This is a genomic window from Paenibacillus sp. yr247, from assembly GCF_900103825.1.
GTDB lineage: Bacteria > Bacillota > Bacilli > Paenibacillales > NBRC-103111 > Paenibacillus_E.
On sequence record NZ_FNIF01000022.1, the window covers coordinates 55,261 to 75,331 of the forward strand.

Annotated in this window: 19 protein-coding genes; 1 reads left to right on the forward strand and 18 read right to left on the reverse strand. The window is 43.6% G+C overall.

Going from position 1 to position 20,071, the window contains the following annotated elements:
- The 10 genes from BLT91_RS24115 to BLT91_RS24160 all read right to left on the reverse strand — a co-directional run bounded on the left by BLT91_RS24115 (position 1) and on the right by BLT91_RS24160 (position 10,974).
- Positions 1-822, reverse strand: coding sequence for an ABC transporter permease (locus BLT91_RS24115; protein ID WP_090825755.1), 822 nt, complete (start codon positions 820-822; stop codon positions 1-3).
- Between the two features lie 27 nt (positions 823-849).
- The gene (locus tag BLT91_RS24120; protein ID WP_090825757.1) at positions 850-1,782 is read right to left on the reverse strand and encodes a nucleoside hydrolase; all 933 of its coding nucleotides are present in this window, start codon (positions 1,780-1,782) and stop codon (positions 850-852) included.
- Between the two features lie 72 nt (positions 1,783-1,854).
- Positions 1,855-2,952: an ABC transporter substrate-binding protein gene (locus BLT91_RS24125; protein WP_090825760.1), complete on the reverse strand. Its 1,098-nt coding sequence runs from the start codon at positions 2,950-2,952 to the stop codon at positions 1,855-1,857.
- A gap of 200 nt (positions 2,953-3,152) precedes the next feature.
- A complete protein-coding gene (locus BLT91_RS24130; RefSeq protein ID WP_090825763.1) occupies positions 3,153-3,500 on the reverse strand; it encodes a DUF2294 domain-containing protein in 348 nt (115 codons plus the stop codon).
- A 582-nt stretch (positions 3,501-4,082) separates the two neighbouring features.
- Positions 4,083-4,334 (reverse strand): hypothetical protein, encoded by a 252-nt coding sequence (locus tag BLT91_RS33160; protein ID WP_254777121.1) that lies wholly within the window; start codon positions 4,332-4,334, stop codon positions 4,083-4,085.
- 120 nt (positions 4,335-4,454) lie between these two features.
- Complete coding sequence (locus BLT91_RS24135) at positions 4,455-6,047, reverse strand: ATP-binding protein (protein WP_090825766.1); 1,593 nt, start codon at positions 6,045-6,047, stop codon at positions 4,455-4,457.
- A 152-nt stretch (positions 6,048-6,199) separates the two neighbouring features.
- A complete protein-coding gene (locus BLT91_RS24140) occupies positions 6,200-7,012 on the reverse strand; it encodes an aminoglycoside adenylyltransferase domain-containing protein (RefSeq protein WP_090825769.1) in 813 nt (270 codons plus the stop codon).
- A gap of 160 nt (positions 7,013-7,172) precedes the next feature.
- On the reverse strand, positions 7,173-7,934 hold the full coding sequence (locus tag BLT91_RS24145; RefSeq protein WP_090825772.1) for a metallophosphoesterase: 762 nt from the start codon (positions 7,932-7,934) through the stop codon (positions 7,173-7,175).
- A 12-nt stretch (positions 7,935-7,946) separates the two neighbouring features.
- Positions 7,947-9,656 (reverse strand): acyl-CoA dehydrogenase family protein, encoded by a 1,710-nt coding sequence (locus tag BLT91_RS24150; protein WP_090825775.1) that lies wholly within the window; start codon positions 9,654-9,656, stop codon positions 7,947-7,949.
- Positions 9,657-10,101: 445 nt separating this feature from the next.
- Positions 10,102-10,974 carry an AraC family transcriptional regulator gene (locus BLT91_RS24160; protein ID WP_090825782.1) on the reverse strand — a complete coding sequence of 291 codons (873 nt, stop codon included), beginning with the start codon at positions 10,972-10,974 and terminating at the stop codon, positions 10,102-10,104.
- A 141-nt stretch (positions 10,975-11,115) separates the two neighbouring features.
- Between BLT91_RS24160 and BLT91_RS24165 the strand changes: the two genes are divergently transcribed.
- Positions 11,116-12,693, forward strand: a complete 1,578-nt coding sequence (locus BLT91_RS24165; RefSeq protein ID WP_090825785.1) for a HEAT repeat domain-containing protein — start codon at positions 11,116-11,118, stop codon at positions 12,691-12,693.
- 23 nt (positions 12,694-12,716) lie between these two features.
- Here the strand turns inward: BLT91_RS24165 and BLT91_RS24170 are convergent, their stop codons facing one another.
- The 8 genes from BLT91_RS24170 to BLT91_RS24205 all read right to left on the reverse strand — a co-directional run.
- Positions 12,717-12,953, reverse strand: coding sequence for a hypothetical protein (locus BLT91_RS24170; RefSeq protein ID WP_090825788.1), 237 nt, complete (start codon positions 12,951-12,953; stop codon positions 12,717-12,719).
- Positions 12,954-13,143: 190 nt separating this feature from the next.
- The gene (locus BLT91_RS24175) at positions 13,144-14,286 is read right to left on the reverse strand and encodes a Ger(x)C family spore germination protein (RefSeq protein WP_090825792.1); all 1,143 of its coding nucleotides are present in this window, start codon (positions 14,284-14,286) and stop codon (positions 13,144-13,146) included.
- Entirely contained in the window at positions 14,283-15,710 is a 1,428-nt protein-coding gene (locus BLT91_RS24180; protein WP_090825796.1) for a spore germination protein, read from the reverse strand. The genes BLT91_RS24175 and BLT91_RS24180 overlap by 4 nt, the downstream gene beginning before the upstream one ends.
- 6 nt (positions 15,711-15,716) lie before the next feature.
- Positions 15,717-16,796 (reverse strand): GerAB/ArcD/ProY family transporter, encoded by a 1,080-nt coding sequence (locus BLT91_RS24185; RefSeq protein WP_217635274.1) that lies wholly within the window; start codon positions 16,794-16,796, stop codon positions 15,717-15,719.
- Positions 16,797-17,040: 244 nt separating this feature from the next.
- Positions 17,041-17,268 (reverse strand): DUF896 domain-containing protein, encoded by a 228-nt coding sequence (locus tag BLT91_RS24190; protein ID WP_090825802.1) that lies wholly within the window; start codon positions 17,266-17,268, stop codon positions 17,041-17,043.
- A gap of 39 nt (positions 17,269-17,307) precedes the next feature.
- Positions 17,308-18,639 (reverse strand): multicopper oxidase family protein, encoded by a 1,332-nt coding sequence (locus BLT91_RS24195; protein WP_090825805.1) that lies wholly within the window; start codon positions 18,637-18,639, stop codon positions 17,308-17,310.
- 11 nt (positions 18,640-18,650) lie between these two features.
- Positions 18,651-19,544 (reverse strand): S-layer homology domain-containing protein, encoded by an 894-nt coding sequence (locus BLT91_RS24200; protein WP_090825809.1) that lies wholly within the window; start codon positions 19,542-19,544, stop codon positions 18,651-18,653.
- A gap of 128 nt (positions 19,545-19,672) precedes the next feature.
- A partial coding sequence (locus BLT91_RS24205; protein ID WP_141225071.1) for an isochorismatase family protein occupies positions 19,673-20,071 on the reverse strand: 399 nt, incomplete at its 5' end.

Below are 20,071 nucleotides of genomic sequence, written 5' to 3' on the forward strand. Positions count from 1 at the left end.
CTACCCCTTCGGATTTAATTTAGCAGCTAGTCTGTTCATAATCGCGATGACCACAAAGGTGATCACGATCATAATCACGGCAATAACGGAGGCGAGATACCAATCGTTAAGAGTAATCGCATTCTGATAGAGGAATGTGGAAATGACCCGCTGCTTGCCTCCGAGCAAAGCCGGCGTCGTATAGGCCGTCAAGCTTCCGACAAAAACAAGAATACTTCCTATAATTAATCCGGGTACGCTAAGCGGCACGATGACCTTAACGAAAGCCGTAAATCGATTAGCCCCCAAGCTCTCTGCCGCTTTGATCAGATCCGGATCTATATTCTCAAGAACACCGACCAACGTAATAATAATGAGCGGCAAAAACAAATGGATGAGACCGATCATCATCGCTGCCGGCGTATACAAAATATCCAATGGTTCCTTTATGAGACCGATGGTGATCAGAGCATTGTTGAGTAATCCTTTTTTTCCCAAAATAATCATCCAGCTGAACGACCTGACAACCGAGCTCGTCAGCAGCGGAAAAATCGCTAAGGCAAGCAGGATCGCCTTTTGTCTCTGACTCTGTTTAGAGATAAAGTACGCTACCGGAAATCCAAGCAATATACATAGGAGGGTGGTTACCAAGCTGACACGCAGTGTCGTCCACACAATTTTGAGAAAGTAAGGGTCTTTGAAGAAATTCAAGTACCCTCCAAGCGTAAATGTCCCTTTATCGATAAAAGTCGAACCTATCGTAAGAAGGATCGGAACCACCATGAAAACAGTCAGGAACAGTAATCCCGGCAGCAATAATAAAGTTAAGTGGGTTTTTTTCATGTAGCTTTTCTCCTGTTCATGGGTTCGCTAGGCACGCAGCGCGTGGATAAAAAGCTGGAGAAATTCGTCAGCCGATACATCGGTACAAACATGAACGTTAGCCTCTTTGGACAAGCGATTCTGAAAATCACATACCGTTTGTCCGTCGCACAGCTCACTTTTAGTTTCTACATCAACGTAATAATGGCGTGTAGTGACAAGCTGTTTATTCAGAGCAACTCCGACGGCAAGAGGATCATGAAGCGCACATGCCCTGACTCCGTTGCGTTCATAGTACCGCTGCATATAGTCCGCCGTGCTTTCCTTAATATATCGGCTTAGTAGAGAATCCCCGAGTTCTCGGATATGCTCCTCTGTCAGCAGAGCCTTACGGGTCACATCCAACCCTACGAGCGTTAAGGCTGGAAAACCTGCTTGGAAAACGATCTTTGCCGCCTCAGGATCGACGTACATGTTGTACTCCGCAGTGGGCGTCACATTGCCGAAGCCTTGGACTACGCCCCCCATCACAATCACTTCTTTCACCTGATGGATCAGATCAGGATACTTCATCACAGCTAAGGCCAGATTTGTCAGCGGCGCAGTCATGACCAAAGTGACTTCTCCAGCATGCTGCTTCACTTGGTCCACGATGAAATCGGATGCATGCCCATCGGCCACCTTCGTATGAATCAGCATGTCACTTAAAGCTCCGCCAAGCCCGTCTTTACCATGGACGCGATGCTCAAAAAAAGTAGAGCGCATCAAAGGCCTGTTTGCTCCTTTAACGACGGGAATCTTCTGCTCCATCCCAAGTAATTGAAGGATCTTGCATGTATTCTTAGTCGCTTGGTCCAATGAAACGTTTCCGTTCACTGTGGTGATGCCAAGTACATCCATTTCCCCGCTGCGGACAGCTAATAGGATACCTAGAGCATCGTCTACTCCCGTATCTACATCGAGGATGACCTTCTTTTGCATGACTAAACCCCCTTTAAGTCCTCATGAAGAAACCAAGGGTATATACACGATCATATACCCTTGAATGTTTATTTATTTTGCAACTTCCTTGTTCCAGCGGTCAATCCACGATTTAAGATTCTGATTGACAAATTTCATATCCAATTTGTGAAGCTTGCTCACGACATCAGCACCATAGGTAATCCCCTGAGCTTCTTCATCCGAAAGCTTAAGCGTCGTGTTCACAGGGGAATCCACTTTCGCTTTAGCTGATTTCTCTTGGACATCCTTGCTTAAATGCCAGTTGATGAAATCTTCGGCAAGCTGTTTATTTTTACTTCCTTTGATGACATTGACCGTATTCATGACGGCATATGCCCCTTCTTGCGGGGAAATGAACTTCGTTTCTGGCACAGCCGCTTTCAGATCCTTCACATACACTTCCATGATCGGACCGGCAGCAATCTCCCCTTGTGCAAACATGTTAACGAATTCAGAGGTCTGACCGTAGTATTTGACAACTCCTTTGTTCAGCTCTTTAACCTTTGCAAAAGCTTGATCCTCATTAAATGTAGTGCTTCCAGCAACGAGAGAGGCAGCATCCAAGACCATTGGGCCAGTTGTAGACGTAATGCTAGGCAATGTCAGCTTCTTAGAGAGCTCTGGACTCCAAAGATCGCTCCACGATTTGATCTCTTTCCCGGCCGTTTTCGGATTATAGGCAATACCCAATCGACCTATCGTGTACGCAGGACCGTAATCTTCTCCCAGTGGTGCCTTGGCAAGATCGTAAATATCTTTTAAATTCGGAATACGACTTCGGTCGATCTTCTCGAACAATCCCGCTTCAATTCCTTGTTGTGCGTAGTAGTCTGATAAATAGATAATATCTACTTTTGAACTGCCTTGTTTCACTTTGTTTAAACGTTCTGAGTTGTTTCCGATTTCCAGAACGATTTTGACATTATGCTCTTTTTCAAACGGCGCATAGACATCTTTCTTGAAGAAATCATCAGAAAAACCCCAGGTGGAAATGACCAATTGTGTAGGTTCCCCTTTAGGTGCCGCTGTAGGCGCTGTTGTAGCCGCACTCGTATTTCCCGGATCCTTTGCAGGCGCTGTTCCGCATCCCGTCAAGGCCAATCCTACTACAGATAAAGAAAGCAAACCACGAATCATTTTTTGTTTCATTTTCATCGTCCTCCCAAGATTTATAATGTATGATTTGAATCGTGAATCTCTTGTCAAATTTGAAAAAAAGAAAAGCACTCTTGATAGAAAGAATCTTCTAACAAGAGCACTTTTCATTGTAAACAATGTAAAGAGACAGCTGCTGGTATACATGCGGTTTCCTCTTAAGATAGATCAAAAGAGAAACACCGTCTACTAGCCTATTCAGTTTGTTTTAGAATAATATTCGTAATGGCCCACTGCGTCGGCGGATCATAATCCCTTAATACCGCATCCATAGATAAACCCAGTTCTTGCTCCAGTTTTTCCCGGATTCTCTTCTTGTAAATCGAGGACATATAAAAATCAACCTCATGTTTTAACGTGGGTGCCTCACCTTCTAAAGCAGTGGAGCGCGGTGAACGGCGATGCTTTGCATGAAAAGTAATGATATTCTGATCCAGCGATACCTTCAGTAATGTAGTACCAAACCCGAACAACTCTTTGGAGATCTCGTTATACAGGTGACATAGCTTCTTCTTGTATTCATTAGTATCTGGTAGGGACATGAAATCACCTTCAAGAACAATAATCGACCCATATTCATTTTTTAACTATCTTAATAATACATAGGATTTCTGAATTAATCAAGAGAATCGTTCGTGATTTTATCGAAAAAATAAGCTTTAGTAGCCCTCATCACTTTCAAATAATGTAATTTTCCGAATGTCACCATTAATTATTAGACTAACCTCCACTTGCTCTCTGAACGATCAGAACTCAATTTTTCCAATCATTATCAATAGACAGATATTCGATGATTGCAGAACTTTTTTTAGCCATGTCTTTGATGGGCAATACTCAGCAGACTTCCATTATAGAAAACCAGCTATCGTACAAGAGCATAAAGATCCTTTTGTGACAAAAGTCTCAATCTATACAACATCATTTAAAGGATCAAGTGAAGGACGTATCCATCTAATCCTTTTTCTTATATCAGAAAAATCACTCCGGTTAACAACCTAAAATAAGTTCATAACTTGACTGCTACTGTCCTTTATCGGTCGTTATTGTCAAATAAGCTGGATCAGGCGAACCCAATCCAGCTTCTCGGCTCTTATTGGGTTGCTTGGTGTGTTAACGCAAAGCTTTTAATGTACCGCTCCAGACGACGACTTGATCGAACAGCGTGTTGGCGGCTGTTCCTGATGAGGTGCGGGTTTCAGAATGCGATAGTTTTCAAAATCCGTAAACTGCCGCCTTATCTTCCCATTCATTAAAAGAAAGTCAATGGCGTTTTTGAGAGCTCCGGATATGGCATGATTATTACGAATTGATTGCTTCTGACCAAGCCCAAGTATGCGGCTTCGTATATTGACCCAATATAGGCGGCTTTGGTTCATTCCTATAGCGGTAATTTGAAATCTGCAATATCCACAAGTTCGTATTCAGCGTCACTGCGTTTTTGTGATATCTCGTGTACCCATCGAGCGATTGCTTCATCTTCCAATACTTCGGAACTCCTAAGCAAGCGGCAATGTTACCTCGAACCGTGTTCCATATCCTTTACGAGATGTGGCTGTTATGTTTCCCTTGTGATTTTCAATAATCCGGTAGCAGATAGATAATCCAAGACCTACACCATTTTCTTTTGTTGTAAAAAATGGATTCAGGATTTGATCAAGTTCTGCCTTCGTCATTCCCACGCCATTATCTTCAATGATGATCTTAAATTCTTGATTGTCAGTATCTAACTCAGTACACAGTTGAATAAATCCATTCTTTGCAATGGATTCGATTGCGTTCTGAAGAAGGTTAACCAATACTTGTTTTATCTGAGAGGGGTCAATCATCGCTATCGTTAATTCGTCATCGAAGATTGCAGTAATTGATGTGTTTTTTAAAATGGCTTGACTATCCATAAAGCGAATGGTGTCTTTCAAAAATTCCTTCATATCAATTGCTCTTCTCTCTGGGGTACTAGGCTTAGCCATGACTACAAAATCCGAGACTAACTGCTTCATACTTTGAAGCTCCGTATTAATTAAACCAACGTAATTTTTAAATTTCTGTTGATCATTTGACTGCTGTAGGAGCTGGAAAAAACCAATAATTGATGTTAATGGATTCCGAATCTCATGGGCTAATCCAGCTGCCATTTTCCCAATTGCCGAGAATTTTTCCGAGTTAATCCATTGCCTCTCCAAGATTACTCGATCTGTGATATCGCGAAACTGAGCGAATGCACCAAGCAATTCACCACGTTCATTTAGGATAGGCAGCACATCAAAGAGACACACATTCTCTTGATCTAATGAATAACGAAAAGTGAGCTCAATATTTTCACATGGCTTACGATATTTAAGTGCTTGATAGAAATAGCTACCAAAATGTTCAAATGGAAAAACCGGTGTGCCTGTAACACTCAATCGATTTCTTCCCGTTATTTTTTCAGCATAAGCATTAAATTCTGTAATGATTCCTCTCTCATCAGTCATGATGATACCATTACGCATATTATTGACTACAAGCTGTTGTATGAGGTTTTGATTATGATTGGTGAGGCGTAGTGACAATTCTCGTTCAATGGAGTCAACCATATTTGCAAGCAGTGCTAAATAAGTGTGATTATGGTGCTCAACAGAAGTCATGATTGAAATAGCGCCTGACAGATTGTGGTAATTTGTAAAATGGAACGGTACGCAGTAACAAGCAGCATTTTCCAACATCGTATGGTAGTGTTCCGCACCAATAATTTGAATAGGCATTTGTTCTTGAAGTACCAGAGCTACCACGTTCGTCCCCATAAATTCTTCATCACATTTAATACCATCTTGGATGCCTAGCTGATTTATCATCGACTTCATCGTCTTATCCCCATAATTATCTAAAATGTAGCCAGTGTCATTGCTTACAACTATTAGATGAGGCGTCCCTGACAAGAACGATAATATTTTTTCTGCAAAATAATTGGTGACAACAAGGATATCCCTATACTTGTCCTTTTCTTCTTGAAGTTGCATTGCTGTCAACTTAAACCCCGGAGTAGGTATCTTCGCGGGATCCATCCCCTGTTCCAAACACCTTTGACGGGAATTTTCGATCCATTTATTCATAGGATTCTCCTCAACTTAATAACTACATCAGATATCAGAACAATTCAAAATGATAAATTTTAACGGCTGCAGAACGAATGGCAGTTGAATGAATTTGGCTGACTCGACATGAAAAAGCTCCCATCGGTTTCCGAAGGACTGCGGTTCCTTTGTTATTCGTGTGCAGCAGGCCCTGCATTAGAAGAGACCCAATGAACGAACCGCATTACTTCAGATATGATATTGGGTTCGGGAAGGGTAGTATCGGTGCGCCATGCTCGTGACTGGTCGACTAAGGAACGCCATTGTTCGGGAAAAGTTTCAAGCGCCCATGCAACGGCACATTGTTTACTGCATACATCGCCACACATCAACGTGTACATGGCTCGACACATCGTCTCCACCACATATGCTTTGTGACTGAGAGGAAGACGCCATGCGGGGTCGTCCAATTGGTTTGCCCAGTCTGCCCAATCACGTAATCGAACGGATACAGCTAAGCGGATTTCGTCCACTGAAATCGGTTCGATGAGAGTTTTTGGGTCGGGACCGATGAGAGTAATTCCGTGTTCGCGCACAGTCCAACGTTCTAAAATCCAGTTGGCATGATGTTCACTCGACCTTAAGAAATCTCCTCTCTCTATGGTCGGATACCGTTCCCCTGCGCGGAAGCGTTTCAGAGCGATATGGTCGATGTACGCCCCTTCCAGTTGTTGGGCATACACGTTCGAGAATTTAGCTAGTCGGGTATGAAGAGCGTCCAGGACAGCAAACTTTTCTTCTGAAACGGGAAGTTTGGTTACAGCCAAAAAGTCAAGATCGCTTGTAATAGGGTCGAAATCACCTAAAGCGAGTGAACCACGAAGATAAACACCAACAAGTTCGTCGCCAATCGCTTCTTGAATGCCAAGCAGTAAAGTTCGCAGCATCTCAGTCACAGGATTTGGAAAGAGGCTTTTCATTTCTGGAAAATTTGATAAGGACATGAAATTCCCTCCAGATAGCGAGAATAGCTTATTGTTTAAACGTAGAAGTTATATTCGGCATTCCGCAGCTAAATAGTATTCGCAATTGCAAAGGAATATGAATCTCAAACGGGGGCTTATTTAGAGGTCTCATCATAATAATTCATAAATAAAAATAATCTTATAGATAGTGCATTGTTATCTCACTTCTGACTAGAAATCTTGCATTAATACCCGTCTGTCCAATTCCCTTAGATATATAGTAAGTACCATATTGATTAGTATGAAGACCTTTATATATTCCTCTCCTAGGTAAATCACCTGCATTTTTGATTCTAAAAAAATACGGGATATTAAATTGTTTACCATGAAGATGCCCAGCCATTAAAAAGTCATAGTCTTTATTTAATTGTAAGACTACGTTAGGATCGTGGGTAATAACGACTTTAATTCTACTGTGATCAACAGTTTGGAACGATGCTTCTATGTTGCTCATGCCTGAATCAAAATCATCAATTCCAATTAGCTCAAATTGATCTAAAGGTACCGATTCATTAATTAATAAATGCAAACCATATTTTCTTAGTAGATTGATTAAATCCTTGACGTTTTTTTGCTGATAATCATGGTTTCCGAGTACACAATAAATTGGCACGTTACATATAGTCAATGCTTTTAGATACATTTCTAGTTTGGAGAGACTTTTTCTGCGTTTGGTAAAATCACCCGTAATAAAAATATAATTTGGATTCTCGCGATGAATAATAGTTGTAATTTTCGATGGACTTATTCTTAATCGTTCTACATGCAAATCACTGATCTGTAGGATTTTCAAATTTAGATTCAGAGAGTGTTTAATCTGCTCAATCTTTAACCATTGTGTAGGTAAGATGAAACTTATATAAAATAAGAGTATTAGAATCACTATGGATAAATAAATCACTTCACCATCCTCCTATATCCGTCCAAACGCTGTGATGGCTTGAAACTCCTCTGGCGAGAATATTTCCAGATCGAGTATCCCCCTATCCGCCTCGGATTTTAAGGTCATCTTCAACCAGTGACTGAGGATTCGAACGCGCCTTCTATTCCCTTCCTGAATGAAGTCATATTGGCTCTCTTCCAGCAAGTGCACAGCCGCAAACACGTCATACATCAAATTCACCAACTTCTTGATGCCAGCGGATTGACGGTAACCATCAAACTGCCCATATTCTGCTAGGATTTCACTTAAGCGATGTATATGTCCGTGGAGTTCATCACGAAGATCGTGCAATTCTACTCGTTCAATCTTTGCAAGTGTGCTTTGCAGCGCTGCGACAAACGACTGAGAGCCACCTTTTTGCAAGTTTTTTAGCACTTCCAGCGCCTGCACATTAGCGGAGCCTTCCCAGATGGGGTTAACGAGCGCATCGCGCAACAGTCGAGCCAGCGGGTACTCTTCAATATAACCGTTACCCCCGTGCATCTCCATCGCTTGCTTTGCTGCGGACACTCCAAGTTCACTTAAACGATACTTTGCTAAAGACAATAAGATTCGCATAACAGTAGTATCGGCTGCAGTCCCAGTGCCATAGGTGTGAACTTGGTCAAACAGCCGTATCATTTGAGCAGAGACAGCCCATCCAGCTTCAATTTCTGTTATGATATCAACCAGCGTTTCTTGAACCATCGGGTAGCTCACGATTGGATGACCGAATGCGGACCGCTGCTGTGCGTAAAGCATGGCTTCGAGAAAGGCGCGACGCGCAACAGCTAGGCCGCCAAGGGCAGTGTCAATTCGCGACACGTTTAAAGCCTCGGCCATGTATTTAAATCCTTCCGATTCAGAACCGATCAGATAGCCAACTGCGTTGTTCAGGATGAGCTCACCGCTGGCGACCGCGCGCACACCTAATTTATCCTTGAGCCGGCGAATCGTTACACGGTTGCGGTTTCCGTCTGGCAGTGTCCTTGGCATCAAGAACAAACCGAGTCCGCGTGTACCCGGCTGGTCGGAAACGCGAGCCAACGTGATCGCGATTTCAGCGTCACAGTTGCTGGCGAACCACTTTTCTCCTGTGAGGAGGTAGTGATTTCCTTGCTTGACCGCTTTCGTTTCCGTTGCACCGACATCAGAACCGCCTTGAATTTCAGTCAAAAACGTTGCTCCTTGGGCAAAAGTATCCCAATTGAGCGAGGCTAGCCGCGATAAATAGGTGCGCTTTTGCTCTTCAGATCCGAACTTTTCAAGGACGAACGCCGCCGACTGGGACAGAGTCACTGGGCAGGCGAATCCAGTCTCGGCTTCACAGAGGAGATACAGCAAAATACTATTTACGAAAAATGGAAGGGTCTCAGGAGCATTTAGGTCATATCGATAGGCGACTACTCCCGTTCCGTAACCGTCCTTCACGGTTTGCAGATAACCTTCGTTGTACCAAATCTCGTTAATTTCTTCTCCCTTGCGATTGTAGCGAATCAATTTCGGTGCGCCATCACGATCCGTGTGTACAGCACGTGTATCAATCGGTCCAGCAGCAAGGCGGCCAGTCTCGACAAAAGAGTGTTCAACATATTGCATGACGGTTTCCGATAAATAACGCTTTGCGTACCGGGTCAAAATGGGATCGTCTGTGTACCAATTGGCGTCATTTGCGACTTTCCACTTTGTATAATCGAGCATAGCTGATTCCTCCGATTGACAATATTAGAAGCCAGTTTATTACCACATAATCAATTCCTTATGTAACATCCATTATCATTAACCTATTCGTTTAATTTATCTTATAATCCTTTAGTTCTTAGGTACTGCTTATTATGCTGCCCGTTTAATAAACAAAAAGCAGGTACCACCGCTACCTGCTCTTTAATGTTATTCAACTATAGTTACCCGTTGTAATGTGAAGTCAAGTGTCTTCCTGTCTTTGCAGACAGATGCTCTTGTATGTTTATAAATAGCATCTGATACAGATTCTTTAATGATTGTTTGTAGTTCCATTCCTCGATTCCCATTCTTGTTTTAATGAATCTCCAGGTGACTCTAAAATCTCTAACAAGCTTATTGGGTTTAATAATAAATATGAAGTCTGCCTTCATAAAACTTTCCTGTCCCCACGTTATGTATCTCGTCATAGACCTTCTCTGTTCTCTTCTCGATACTCCCGTGGTGATAGGCCGGTTAACTTACTGAAGAGCTTCGAAAAATAATGCAATGACGAAAATCCGTGCTTGTCTGCGATCTCGGTAATGCTCAGATTCGTAAAGAGAAGGTCGTCTTTCGCCCGATTGATCCTGAATTGGATGACATACTGTGTTGGTGGCAATCCAGTTGCCTGTTTGAACAAATCAAAAAAGTAACCACGGCTTATGCGTAGCTCTCTATAATAGATTTCCAAAGGCCGCAGATTGCCTTGTACCAGATCCTGATCCAATCGCTCGAGCAACTTGGACATGCGGAGATTGGGGATATGCTCCTCTTTCAGGGCAAAAGTTAGAAAAAACTCGATAAACTGCTGAAAGCTGCTCTGGACCTTTAAGCTGCGAACGAATGTCCGCTCGTTTGTATAGTGATTTTCAGTATAAAACTTCTCGAAAAAATCGATCCACAGCTGCAGCTTCTCCACTTTCATATGCTCGGGTAAAGAATAAGGAAATGCAGGTCCGATCAGAGTAGGAACCAGTGTTGCTGCATCAAAACAGAGCATGCTAGGGTGGGTGAACTCGGCCCGACGATCTATGTATGACCAATCGAAATAACAGCATACATGGACCATTGGGTCTCGACTGTCGGCAACCCAATGGTGGAGCTGCCCTGCTGGTATGTACACGAGAGAGCCGGCTGCCGTTTCATAAGTGCGACCACTTGTGTGAATGACACCTCTTCCCTCGCTGATCAAATATAGTGAGGAGGCATAACTGATCCGATTGTTGCTAGCCTGTCCTTTGGAGAAGGGGTACCGGGTTGCAAAGTACACGTAAGGATGTAAGTCAGCGAAATCCATCCACGATCACCTCCTTATACGTAAAATTAAAAGTATTTGATATGACGATTGTACAAATAATTGACGATTTTGCAAATACAAAATAAGCCGAATACTGTAGTATTTATAAGTGAAGAAGAAGATATCTAAGGAGGATTTATAATGTTAGAAAGCAATTATTTGTTGACAGATGAGCAAATGATGCAATTTATTACCAAAGGCTATCTCGTACTTCGAAACGATATTCCTCAACCGCTTCATCTGAGCATCATGAACCAGATCCATCACGTTATGCATAATGAAGGCAATCCTGGCAACAACATTCTGCCCCGTGTTCCGGACATTCAGCAGCTGTTCGATACGCCGATCGTCAAGGGAGCCTTAAGCAGTGTACTTGGTCCGGATTATTACATGCATCCACATCGCCACTGTCATTACAACCAACCGGGAAATGAGACGCCGGGCGGCGGAAAATGGCACAAAGACGGCTATTGGTCTTCCATGCGCACCCATCGACCGTGGTGGGCGATGATTTTCTATTACACCCACGATATTACTGAAGATTTAGGGCCTACTGCAATCATGCCAGGTACCCAATACTACGAAAAATTTATCGGCGACCGAGGTGAGACGCTGCTGCCCACAGGCAAGGCGGGTACTATGGTGCTAGTGCATTTCGACCTGTGGCATAAAGCTTCGCTTAATGTATCAGAGCTAGATCGTTATATGCTTAAGTTTCAATTTCTCAGATTGAGCGCACCAGAGTTTCCGAGCTGGAATCATCAAAGCAGGGAAATGATTGTACCGGAAGGAACACCCGCTATCCATATGAATTTATGGCAAGACGTATGGGATTGGCTCCGCGGAGAACCTGCGGCAAAGCAGGGTAGCACGACAACGACCGAGGAGCGATTGTTGGCATTACGGCAAGAGCTTGAGTCAGAAAATGCGACCGGTCGCGGGCGGGCAGCGGACGAATTGGGACGCATCGGAGCAGCAGCAGCTTCTTGCGCCCCCTCACTTGGGCCTCTATTAAACGATCAAGAGGAACCTACCGCTTTGAATGCAGCCTATGCGCTTGGGCAACTTGGAGCACAAGGGATTGAAGTGCTAATTGGGCAATTAACGGAGGGGTCGAGCCTGACAGCGGTACGGGCCGCATACGGATTGCAAAGCGCTGGCATTGAGGCGATTCCCGAGCTTCTCCGTGTTCTGAAGCATGAGGATGAGAAGCGCAGGGCGTTGGCGATTTTCGTACTCGGCATGATAGGATCTTCCGAGAGTGAAGTTGTACCCTCGCTGATCTCAAGCCTAGAGGATCAAAGCGAATGGGTTCGCCGGAATGCGGTTGAATCATTAGGTATGATCAAGAATGCTGGTGAACAGGTTATTTCGGCATTAGCGAAAGTATTGAAGGATTCTCTACGATACGAAACTGACTATGCTTCAGAATCGAATAATACGGAATCGAAAAAATCGTATGCAAGCCATCAGCCATACATTACCAATAAGCTCGGATATACTGCGGCACTTTCACTGCTGCGCACCGGTAATGCTGGCGATGTGAAGGAAGCTGTCCGCTCCTTGGAGCAAGCGCTTCACAGCAAAGACCGTTACGTCAGAGCTTATGCAGCGGAAGCACTCACCCATCTGCGAACGGAAGAAGCGGTTGATATCTTGATCCGATATTACCGCTCTTCCCGCTGGTGTCCGGATACAAGTAAAGTCAGTACCTTCTAGGGTGCCACTACCTTACTAAATCATCAAGAAAGCGTAATAAACACAATAACACCAGCGTCCTGCTGTTGTTGTGTTTCAGATTCAGCCCATAAGTGTACTAAAAGCCATCGGAAAAACCGATGGCTTTTGAGCTGAAGACTCCACTTCATTGATGACGCACTGCTTTGTGCCATCCTAGAATCAACTTGAATAGCGCCTCTTTCGGTAACCGCAACGCCAGCATTTTGCAGCTGCATGCCTTCCCTGTTTAGCTTATCCACAAACAATCTCTGGTCAGGACTTTATAGTCATTGAGAATGGATGCCCTATTCAGCTCGTATAACTGATGTATCATCGCTTCAATTACCTGCAAGCGAAGATACAAAATTCATGCTGATTGATCTGCCATGATATTTGAAATGGAAATCGAAGGTTATTACTGAGGTCCCTCCTATTTTAATAGACTTTCCTTTACTTTAATTTCTTCTTCCCTGCATCCGAAATCGCGACATCCACTTTAATGTCACCTAAGGTCACCTTCGACATCGGGAAATCCTGCCCCGTCGTTAACTTTTTCCAGTCTTCGTACCGCTTGCGAAACATATTTTCTTCAAGATGGTACACATCTACATTATTCTTCTGTCCCGCCGCGAAAGTCGAACGAATCTCTGACTCGATGCTTGCTCTGGCTTCAGACCGGAGTTGATCTATTGTCATTTTGACGTTCAACTGATTTACAGTTGCGCGAACTTTAATCAGAATATTGTATACAGGCTCTCCGTTAGACGCGATTTCTGATGAGATTTTTACCTTCGGATCCTCACAGGGAAGAAGCGCTTTAATGTGTCCTTTATTATCATTCAAAGTGAGCGGTGTGCGAGCAGTTTTCTCTTCAAGCCAACGCATTCCCAAAAGATCATCCTTGGACATCCAGCGAGGTTTCTTTCCAAGATGGATAAATATCGCTCCGTTCTGTGTCATAACTGGCAATTTACTTTCGCCCTTTTTCCACTTTTTTTTATCGATTGCAAGCGTCGGAATACTGATAGAAGCACTACGTTCCCTATAAAGTGCTGCAAATTCCAGCATCTTGATCGGCCGGATCATCGAATGTTGTTTATAGTTGCCTTCTGGAGCGTGTAGCAGCGTTATCAAGGGAGTGCTGGGGAATATCGATTTAAGTGAGAACAAATCCCCGATAGGTTCCAGTGTCGTATACAATAAGGGGGTGTATCGAGCCTCCGTATATCGCTCAAAGGTGTCCATCGTTTGAACCAGATCCTTCTGCAATGCTTTATCCGTGAACACCACAGTCATGTTATGCCCAACAAAAGTTCGCTGCTGGGAGCTGTTGTACAGATCATTAAAAGCCAGTGCGAATGACGAGCCAGCGCCTTTATTTACCCAAAGGTTAGGTTCGCCTTTGGCGCCCTCCATTTTGCCAACTGTAGAAAAATCCATCACCTGAGTGTATACGACAAACTGATCATCTACATAATCTATACCGAGTGCTGAGATATAGGAAATATCCTGCATGACTTTATGATCCCAGCAACCAGTTATGCTTACTAGTACACATATTGAGAAAAGCAAACGCCCAACCATGGTTCTCATTGAGAATCGTCTCCCTGCTTTTGCTTTGTTTTCGTTTTTAGAAACTTGGGTGCTCTACGGAGAAACGGTTTCGGAAGCATGAGGTAGGATTTTAGCAAGTCAAGTTTCTTTGGATCTACCCAATCAGCCATAAAAGGCATCCCAAATGATTTCAAAGTCGTAAGATAAAGCAGGATAAGGAAATTAGCTACGACAAACCCAACAAAACCAAGCACGCTTGACGAAATCAAAACAATGACTCGCATAAAGATAACCGAACTTCCAAAAGCCTGGTTAACAAGCACGAACTGCGACATCAATGTGATCGCAACGATGACAACAACATTCGCCGGCATGAGTCCGGATCGGATCAACGTATCACCAACGATGAGTCCCCCGACTACGGTCACAGTCGGTCCAACCGCTTTTGGCAAACGCATCCCCGCCTCCGCGAGCAGTTCAAAAAGTATTAGCATGAGAATGACTTGAGCTGTCGGGGGAATTGGGATGCCATAGCTATTAAGTGTAAAGGTTGCTAATAAGTGAAAAGGAAGGTGATCCAAATGATATGAAACTAGACTGACGTAAAAACCGGGCAATAATGCCGCAATCAGTAATCCGATATACCTAAGTAGGCGCTCAATCGTTACATAATAAAACGTCATGTAAGTGTCTTCAGAAGACTTGATTAAATACAGGATGTTTACAGGCGCAACTAAAGCGGCAGGAGCGCCGTCGATCAATATACTAAAGCGCCCTCGCTGCAACGACTCCACAACATAGTCCGGGCGTGTAATGAAGCTTATTAACGGCACTAATGAGAAAGGTGAGTCAGCCAACAATTCCTCTAGCGGGGAAACACCGTTAACGATGTCAACGTCTACGGAGTTCAGCCTTGCTCGTGCCTCTTCCAGCACTTCAGTGTTTATCACATCGGACAAATACAATAACGATACTTTGGTTTGACTTCGTTTCCCAATCACAAACGATTCATTACACAGCGTCGTACTCCGAACTCGTTTCCTAAGCAGAGCGACATTGGTTTCCAAGGACTCTGTAAACGAGTCTCGCGGACCTTTCACCGATACTTCATATACGGATTCCTCCGGTTGGCGCTGTGGAACTTTGGAAAAGTTTAGCGAGAACAACTCTTCTGTCTGTCCAAAATAAAGCAGCAATTCGCCCGCAAAAACTTTTTGAACAATTTGCTGCAACACGACATTTTGATTCTCCTCAAGTAAGACAGGAATCAAAGGCAGTCTGTTGCTTTGCTCCAATGTTGGAATTAATAGATTTACCTGCATGGAATCAACCAGTCCCGTACAAAACAGGAATAGTACTTTTTCTTCATGAGGCTCAATTCCGAATCTGTGCGTCTGTAACTGCACATCTGCGCAAGAGGCGAACAGATTACGCAGATCTTGCTCTTGAATCCTGACAGACATAATAACTCACCTTGACTTCGTTTGGACTCTGAAACTTACGAGCAGAAAAATAAGCGCGATAAAAATGATGAGCGGTACAAACACAGTAAAATACTGATTTTTTACCATCGCATAGAAATTGATATCAGATATAGGTAGTATAACAAGCACCAAGATTGCGCAAGTGATCACCCACAGCGTGACGTTCGAAGTACGTTTGTATTTGAAATTCATGACATCTATACACAGAAACAATGAAATGGAGATTCGGATTAACGTTCCCGACATCCATTGATATATGGATAAAAAGTCCAAATGTTCAATGTACTTTCCGATCTCCACCAACCGCCATTGTTCAAACGCCGGGTATCTCTGATCCGCAGCGAGCTGCGGCCCAAATTCCGTAATCGCTCCAAGTGCCGGACCAAGCGTAAGCCCTGCAAGGCACAATCCCACCAACACCAAGTGCCATAGTTTGACTTGATGCTTGATGTGCTGCTGAAAAAGGAGGAGGAACAGCATCTCGATATATCCACCAGCTTGGTAAAAGCTTCCTTTCCATACCGGTCCCCAGCCATTTTGCAACACAGGCAGAACCCAAGAATAATGCTTATACGGTATGTTTGCCGTCATCACTAGAATCCCAAAGAAACATACAAAAGGTAGTATTAATGCAGACAATATCGAAATTGAAATAATGCCGGCCCTTGCTGTTAACGAACATAGGAGCATTATTGAAATGGCAATTACATAGCGCGGAGTCACACGCAAGAAGTTTGTAGAGAGCATGTAAGTTATATCTTTCAAAGTGATGAAAGTAACGGCCATGAAAAAGAGGAGCAAAGGAATCACAATCAATAAATATGCTATGTTCCCATATCGTTGTTTAATTAGCAGTGTCAATGATTGCTGCTCTGTTTTTCGCATAACGTAGTATAAAATACCAAGCCACAGTAAATTTAGCGGGATGGCAACTAGTACCGATATCCAAGCATCTCGCCCAGCTTGGTCGAGCAGCAGTGGAAGTACAATCACATGATTCATGAGCCCTGTCGAAAGGATGATGATCATTAAAGCTGTACTTGTGGAAATTTTCGAAGAACTCATGACCATCAAACACTTGATCCACCTTATTACTTATTTTAAGGTATTGTTACCAATATCCTTCCACATTATTCCTTGAAAAAGTGAAGCAAATCATGATGCGAATCGATGCGGAAAAGCACAAGATCATTCGTATGGCGAGCTGTGCTAGGAGAAATCTTGTCCATCACTACAAAAAAATTCACGAAGCAATGATTGCTTCGTGAATTTTTCTAGTAATATAAGAGACTCTTTGAAAATCATTCATTTATTTAGAAGCTATTTTAACCTGTTCTTTTTTTAATTTTTCTGGAGTAACATTATCACCGTTCGGATCAATAATTGTAGAATTCAAGAGCAAACTATCTATAGATCCACGAAATATTTGAAGATATTCCTTACGCAGATCTGCTTGTTCTGCTTTTTCAATGTCCGTTAATCCAATTTCTTTTTCTTTTCTTGAAAGCTCATTAATTTTATTTAAAATGGTAAGCACAAGGATCCACTCCCTTTTTGTCATGCTTTTATCATACAGTTACATTTTGTGTTGATGGTGCGGTTGGGCTCCGTTTGGAGACTCGCTAGGCTGCTGAACGACTGTGCTGCCATTACTAGGGAATGACCAAGTGCCGGAAGCTTCATTGTACACGCCGCCGATGGATTGACCCCATTCCATATTTTGAACGTGGATCTTTTCTCTGCGTTCTGCGGAAGCATTGAGCCATTCTTCACTGTTGTAAGTCATTTTCTCTTTGATGAACAAAGGATCGCCATTTGTGGTCAGCACATGATCGTCAGAAGCATGAATGTGGCCTTCAACTGGCATTAATGGCGGATTCGCTTCTGGGTTGAACTTGTTATCGCCAGAACCGCGTACATGCATCAGCATGCCGCCCGGGTATACGCCGTCATCCGTCGCGGCCAAGGAGTTATGGTCGTGCCATGGCCATACGCCGTCCCGGCCTTTTACAAGAACGTCGTAGGTTTCACCAGGAGCGATATTCACAGTGTCCATATTGTAAGGCTGAGGCACTTTGTAACCGTCCTTCGCGATGACGATGAAGTGCGTTCCGTGAAGATGCATAGAATGGGATTCAAAGCCTGCGTTGATCAGACGAACGCGGGCGATCTCACCATCTTTGATCACCATATCAGGAACGGAATTACCCGATTTGCCGTTAACGGAGTAATAGTTGTAAGTTGGTTTTGCAGCGGCCTTTGACGGGTCGCGGTGGGTATCCCACTCGTCCAGCATCATGGTAAACTCTTTGTCCCAGCTTGGCTTTTCGGTGTCATCAATAACCAAAGATCCGTACATCCCCATATCCTGGTGCAGAGATGTTTGTACGTGACAGTGATACCAGTGAGTACCTGCTTCTTTGGCTACAAACTCATACGTGTAAGATTTCCCAGGCATAATGTAATTCCCTGTGATGTGCGGAACGCCGTCATTCAGCATATCTACACTGGTAATACCGTGAGGGTGCAAAGAATGCGGCTGTGTCGAATTGTTTTTGATCACAATGCGGACCAGATCGCCTTTTTTGACGCGAATTTGAGGGCCTGGCACAGTGGCAGGCTGCCCTTCCAAACCGTATGCCCATGCTTTAATCTTAACGCCATCGGTCAATTCATGTTCGATCTCTTCAATGTGCATATTAAACTCTCGAACTTGTCCGGTCATTTCTTCCTTTTTCACTGTTCCGCCGATCCAATCCTTATGCATCTGTTCGACAACATCGTCGAATGTCCAGTTTTGCTCAAGCTGACCGGCCGCCATAACTGGAGCCTGTGACCGAAGGTATGAACTTCCTGTCAGAACGGAGCCTAATAAAAAGACTGCTGCAATTTTCAGCGTTTTTTTCATAGATTCCACTCTCACTTAACAGTTATTGTGGTATTCATAAAAGGATGAAAGGTACAGTAGACTTTGTATACACCCGGTTTATCAAAGGTGTAGCTATAGCTTTCTCCTTTTTTTATTCCAGCTCTGTTTTCCTTACTAGAGTCGAATAGACCATCGCTGACGATAGTGTGCGGAACATCTTCTTCGTTCATGAAAGTTACTTTCGTGCCAGCTTTCACAGTCAAGGCTTTTTTGCTAAATGCAAAGTCCATAATGTGAATCATTTGTTCTCCGACTGGCATCAGTTGTTGCTTCGCCTCATAGGCGCCAAGCAAGAGTAGATCGCGAGTCGCGTTGGATACACCACCGAAACTACCTTCAGCAGTTGGGAATAGTTTCAATTCAAGAGCGAGCGCTACATAGCCTTGCGCCCAGTCAGAAACGGTTTTATCCATGAAAGTTTTGCCTTGGGCATCAGCATCTTTGCCCAGTACGCGAACAAGGAAAGCAGCCAGTTGTTCTTTGGTTACTTTACCTGCTGGGTTATATGTGCCTTCCCCATAACCGTCAGTCACACCAGCAGCTTTCAAAGCTTCGATGTAAGGGAGCGCATAGCCGTTAGCTCTGTCGTCTATACTAACGTCAGTGAAGCTTGATGTATTCAAGTCTTTGTTGATATCCAGACCCATGATCAATGCTGCTACTTTCGCGAATTGCGCACGGTTCATTTCATCATGAAGACCAAATGCCGTATCGCTTACGCCATTAAATATGCCGGCGCTGATCATTGTATCGAATTTCGCTTTTGTCGCTGTATCCAGATCTTTCAGATCCGTGAAGTCAGCTGATGTTTTACCGAACGCGACGGAAGAGAACATCGACAGCGCAATTGTTGCAGAAAGTACTACAAATAAGCTCTTCTTCATATAGTTTATTTCCTCCGAATATTTGAGTTTATGCTTAATTGCCCTTAGCATAGGGATCTATACACTTGACTTGATGAAAAAATTCACGAAGCAAAGTGTTGCTTCGTGAATTTTCAATCAGCTTTCGATTAATGTCCTTCTTTACCGCCAAACATAGCTTGTGAGTAAATAATGCCTAATCCGTATGCGCCGCCGTGTTCTTTGGCAATATCTGTTGTCGCTTTGTAAGTTTCCGAACGAGCCCAGTCACGTTGCAGCTCTAGCAAGTATTGCTCCCAAGTGATTGGCGTTGCGCCGGCTTGAATCATGCGCTCAACCGCCATATCGTGCGCTTCTTTCGATACGCCGCCTGAAGTATCGGTTACGATATACACTTCATATCCTTGATCGATCGCGGAAAGAACGGCTGACAAGTCGCACACCTCTGTCCATAGACCAGAAACGACTAGTTTCTTTTTACCGTAGCTGTTAACTTTATCTACGACTCTTTGATCTTCCCAAGCATTCATTGTCGTACGGTCAATTGG